This is a genomic window from Kitasatospora sp. NPDC057542 (assembly GCF_042801945.1).
In the GTDB taxonomy this organism is placed as follows: domain Bacteria; phylum Actinomycetota; class Actinomycetes; order Streptomycetales; family Streptomycetaceae; genus Kitasatospora.
This window is the reverse complement of the sequence record NZ_JBHVFE010000612.1, coordinates 1-4,439: the sequence shown is the minus strand read 5'-3', so window position 1 is coordinate 4,439 and position 4,439 is coordinate 1. Positions and strand designations below refer to the sequence as shown.

The window sequence follows — 4,439 nt, the reverse complement described above, 5'->3', positions numbered from 1 at the left end:
CGCACCACCCCCGCGACCACCTGCCCACGAGACGACCGCAGGAGCGATCATGCCGCAGTCAACCGACCCCGCGGCCCGAATTGAGCAACAGAGTCAAGGCGTGCTGGGCTGGGCCGTGGCTATGACGCGTCGGCGTAGGCGAGGTGGGTGCCACAGCTGGTGCAGCGGAAGAGCATCTCACTCGCGCCGTGACCGAGGTGGGTCAGGAAGTTCTCGAGCTGGGTTGCGTCGTGCCAGCCGTTCAGTCGAAGGTCTGCTCGAAGCTGGTCGAGTGCTTCGGGGTGGGCGGTGAGTTCGGTGTATCCGACCTCGCCGATGAAGGCGGCGGCGTCGTTGCAGTGGACGAGCCAGTGCGGATCTTGCCAGGCGTGGAAGCCGGGGGTGCGACGGGTGACCTGCTCCAGGGTCTCCGCGTCGACGCCGTCGAGTCCGAACGAGTCGGTGAAATCACCTTCGAATCGTTCGGCGGCGCTGCCGTCGGCAATGCACCAGGGACAGAACCGTCCGGTGACGTCCTGGGCCGTATAGAAGGTTGCGGTGTAAGTCCAGCCGGTGGCGCGCTCGCAGCAGGCGCAGGTCTCGGCGCTCTCGCGGATGGAGCCGCTGGCGACGGGGTCGGGGTGGTAGCGGAAGTAGGGCAGGTTGGCGCTCACTGTTGAGCCTGCCCCTGCAAGGAGGGGTCCGCCTCGACGCGGGTTGTCGATGCGTCGGTGGGCGCGCCTGTGGACCTCATGGGTGGCAGTCTGTCCGCAAGAGGGCCCGCGATCAAGCGGTGAGAGTGAAGCTCTGCTGGTCGGGGGTGGGGTAGAGGCGCTGGTGCTCGCTGGCGGCGTGGTAGCGCCAGTAGGAGTCGAGGTCGCCGTTGGCGACCAGGGTGCGGAGTCGCAGAACGGCTTCGGCTCCGTCGAGCCCCCAGCGGGCGCCAGTGATGTCGAGTCGGTCCGCGATCAGGTGGCGGCAGGCACCTTCGACTGCGCCGGTGGCGATCGGCCAGCCGCCTGCCAGGGCGGTGTCGTAGTGGAGTTGGTCGAGGTGGCCGGTCAGGTAGCGGTGGCAGGCATCGATGGCCTCGCGTCGGGCGGCGGGTAGTCGTTCCCGGTTGGCCTGGGCGGTCATTTCGTCGGCGGCGCGGGCGGCATGGCCTGCGAGGATCGCGGTCAGGTGGTCGGCCGCCCAGGCCTCGGCCTTGGTGGTGCCCGGTTTGTGGAAGGCGTGGGCGGCGGCCCAGACGTACTCGGCGACGTGCACGAAGTCCAGCAGCACGTGAACCGTGACGCCGCGTCGGACGGTCTCGGCCTTGATCAGGTCGAGCTGGTGGCGGGCGCCGTCGACCAGGACGACCCACGGCCGCAGGTGTTTCGGGTCGCGGGCCTCGGCCTGGTCGAAAGCGTCGGCGATGACCTGTTCGGGCGAGCGGACCAGCGAGGCGGTGCACCATTTGTTCTCGGCCCTCGGTCCCGGGCGGGAGGGGCGTTCGTCGCTTCGGCCGCCGGGCGGGTGGATCACGTCGTGCGGGCGTCTGGGAGTCGGGCGGATGTCGAAGACGTAGGCCACGGTTGCCATCCGCTTGCGGTTCGGCTTCTCGCCCGGCGCGAGCCGACCGCGATGCCCGCCGGCCGCTTTCGCGACGGCCCGACGGGTGGCCTCGCGCAGTGCCTCCGGGCGCATGACCACGCCCTTGCCGTCGACCTGGACCACCAGCGGCATCTCCCGGCTGCAGGGTACCGGTATCCGAGCTCGGTAGAAGGCGTCGACATCCACCGCCGCCGCGACCACGAGTTCTTCCAGCCGCCGCTTGCCGAGCACGTTTCCGCAGCGACGCTCGACCGCTTGGTGGGCCTGGTCGAACGAGCCGCGCACGGCTTCGGTGACCGCGAGTCGGCGTAAGCCGTTCGAGTGTCTGCCCGCCGGCAGGGAGAGAGCGGCGTCTGCTGGGTGAACGTTGCAGGCGCCGGGGCCACGGTGGGCGACCCGGGTGACCCGGACCAGCCCGAACACGGTGGCCAGCCATCGCTGGTGGCCCGGTTCCCGCCAGGGCCGCACGCGAGCGTCCGGCCCGACCACGACCGGGCCGTCGCCGGCACGGACCTGCCTCTCCTCGCGCTGGGCGCGAAGGTCCAGGTGGTCCTGAAGCAGCAGGCGGAGCAGGTCCCGCCCGGCCGCGTCGAGGTGTTCCTCCAGTTCGGCGTGGGTCCACCTGCTCGCGTCGCCGCCCGACAGGGTGCCTATCAGCGTCTCGAAGGCGCTCAGGGAGCGGGCAAAGGGGTCAGTGGTGTCATGAGTGTCGTACGGTGTCATCTCCAGGGCTCTTCCTGTCCTGCATCCGATACGGGTCGCACCTTCGAATGTAGAGACGGAAGAGCCCTGCTGTCAGCGGGAGTTGGGAGAGGCACCTGTCCGGCGGCGAGCCGGGGTGAACAGGCCAGGGGCGTCCTCGTCCAGCCAGCCCCGCTCCACCAGGCGCTTCAGCTTCGCCCGTGTGCCTTCGATCTTCCCCGTCTCGGCGGGCAGCCCGATCCTCGGCACGATCTGCTTCGCGCGCACCGGCCCCGGCGCATCGGCCACCACCTCCACGATGTCCCGGTAGAGCGACGGGAGCACGTCCACCCCCATGCCGGGCTGCCAGTTCGGCACCGTCAGCACCCCGATCACCTGCCGCTCGGCCCCCGCATACGGCGACACCAACACACCTTCGACTCGCGTCTCGCTCGCGTCCGCCGTGACCGCCGGTATCTCGGCGAGCACCTCGGCGACCGTCTCCCGAGCAATTCGCAGACGCTCCAACCCCTCGCGGGCCACACTCAACCGCCTGGACACCTCGGCGAGCTCGGCTTCCAGCGCCTCCACCCGCGTCCGGGCAGCCGCCTCGCGGGCTTCCAACTCTTCGAACAGCGACCCCATCGCACCGCTCCTCTCCCGCTACAACGGTAGAGACGGTCCGACCAGGACGGGAGTGGCTGTCCCACGGGGGCGCCGGCTACGGGCGGATGACGATGGTGCTGAGCGTGCCATCACCCCAGACCGTGGTACTCATCATCATCTGCCCGTCCAGGGACGCCACCGTGAACTCCGGGACGAAACGATCAGTGAAGAGGGTCGCGAAGCCACTCCGCAGCAAGTCCACCTCACTTCCCACCAGGTCCCACTCGTCGAGTAGTTGGACACGGAACCACACCTCGTACGGCTCATCGTCCGAATCGTCCCCGAGGCGCGCGCGGCCGAGCGCGAGCAGAAACTCGCGCTTCTCGTCGAAGAGCCCGAACTCCGCGGCCATTCGATGCCAGCCCGCGTTGACCTTGTCGGCGAAGTCCGAAGCACCCAGGTCGGCGACCTCGTCCGGGTGTGAGTCGAACCGTCCGTGCTCGGGCCCGGCGCTCGCAGGCGACACGTACTTCGGTAGCGGGGGCAGTCGTACCTCCCGCTGGACTCGTTCGACGAGTCGGAGCCCGGCGGAGGCGAGCAGGTCATCTATCTCAGCGTCAGTCAGAATCACGGCAGCACAGTAACCGCAGCTCATGCCACCCTGGCCGGAATTTCTGGCGATCCAACAGAAGCGCCTATCACCCCTTGATCGCAAGCTTCACTCGAAACGAGCCGCACCCTTCTCGAAGTCCTAATGACATATCAGATCACTTATGGCATCGACTAGTTGACGTCGATAGGGCTCGTCCAATCTGTCGGGAGTGATGGCCCGGTGACGGTTGGTCATGGCAGGATCAGTGCGGATCGACACCGTGTCGACCGGAAGGAGGAGACATGGCCGGGGACAGCAAGGAGACGGCGTCCGCCAAGGACAAGACTCCGTCTGGCAAGTACGCAGGCACTGAAATCAAGATCGAAGGCGAGGAGCACCTCATCATCCGAGAGGATGAGGTCCCGGTAGCCACCGACACCGAGTGATACGTCCACGCTTCGGCGCGGGCTGATCTTCGCCCGTACTGGAACGGAGTGCTGTCCAGCTATGAGAAGGGCCCCGCCGGTCGCTACCGGAAGGGCCCTTTCTGCTGCGTTTCCACAGACCGTAGGCTCACCCTCCACCGTCGCCGGATGGCTCTGTTCACGTCACGGAGCAGCGTTTCGACAGCAGTTCGGGAGTCAGCACCCGAGCCGGATACTCACGAGAACGGGCGTACCTCGGTGGTGACCGGCGCGATGCCGACTACCGCCCGCTCGGGACACAGGACAAAAGCGCTGGCTACGGGCGCAGGTGGCAGCCACCATCGCACCGTTGCCGGGCGCCGGCAGGTGACTCCCGTCCTCGTGAACATCGAGTCGTCCGGTCCGCAGGCGCCTCCCAGATCCGTGAACAACTGACTTCACGAACCGGGCTCTGGCTCAACTTCTGGATGCTGTTGGTGATCTTCATGAGTGACGGGTTCGAGTCCCGCCACCCGGTGGTTGGCACAGTTGCTGGAAGCGGGTGGTTGGGCCTGTTCGAT

The 4,439-nt window shown here is 67.7% G+C and carries 5 protein-coding genes; 1 reads left to right on the top strand and 4 read right to left on the bottom strand.

Annotation, left to right across the window (positions count from 1 at the left end; genetic code table 11):
• Nucleotides 1–119: 119 nt before the first annotated feature.
• The 4 genes from ACFU7Y_RS40765 to ACFU7Y_RS40750 form a co-directional block, all read right to left on the bottom strand.
• Nucleotides 120–653, bottom strand: coding sequence for a CbrC family protein (locus ACFU7Y_RS40765; RefSeq protein ID WP_380771440.1), 534 nt, complete (start codon nucleotides 651–653; stop codon nucleotides 120–122).
• 112 nt (nucleotides 654–765) lie between these two features.
• A complete protein-coding gene (locus ACFU7Y_RS40760; protein ID WP_224284480.1) occupies nucleotides 766–2,298 on the bottom strand; it encodes an ISKra4 family transposase in 1,533 nt (510 codons plus the stop codon).
• A gap of 72 nt (nucleotides 2,299–2,370) precedes the next feature.
• Nucleotides 2,371–2,901, bottom strand: a complete 531-nt coding sequence (locus tag ACFU7Y_RS40755) for a hypothetical protein (protein WP_224284479.1) — start codon at nucleotides 2,899–2,901, stop codon at nucleotides 2,371–2,373.
• A gap of 76 nt (nucleotides 2,902–2,977) precedes the next feature.
• Nucleotides 2,978–3,493, bottom strand: coding sequence for a hypothetical protein (locus ACFU7Y_RS40750; protein ID WP_224284478.1), 516 nt, complete (start codon nucleotides 3,491–3,493; stop codon nucleotides 2,978–2,980).
• Nucleotides 3,494–3,756: 263 nt separating this feature from the next.
• Here ACFU7Y_RS40750 and ACFU7Y_RS40745 point away from each other — a divergent pair, with 263 nt between their 5' ends.
• Nucleotides 3,757–3,900, top strand: a complete 144-nt coding sequence (locus ACFU7Y_RS40745) for a hypothetical protein (protein ID WP_224284477.1) — start codon at nucleotides 3,757–3,759, stop codon at nucleotides 3,898–3,900.
• Nucleotides 3,901–4,439: the final 539 nt, after the last annotated feature.

Coding starts and splice junctions, on each gene's coding strand:
- ACFU7Y_RS40755 (WP_224284479.1), bottom strand. CDS start 2,901: ATGGGGTCGCTGTTCGAAGAGTTGGAAGCCCGCGAGGCGGCTGCCCGG.
- ACFU7Y_RS40745 (WP_224284477.1), top strand. CDS start 3,757: ATGGCCGGGGACAGCAAGGAGACGGCGTCCGCCAAGGACAAGACTCCG.
- ACFU7Y_RS40760 (WP_224284480.1), bottom strand. CDS start 2,298: ATGACACCGTACGACACTCATGACACCACTGACCCCTTTGCCCGCTCC.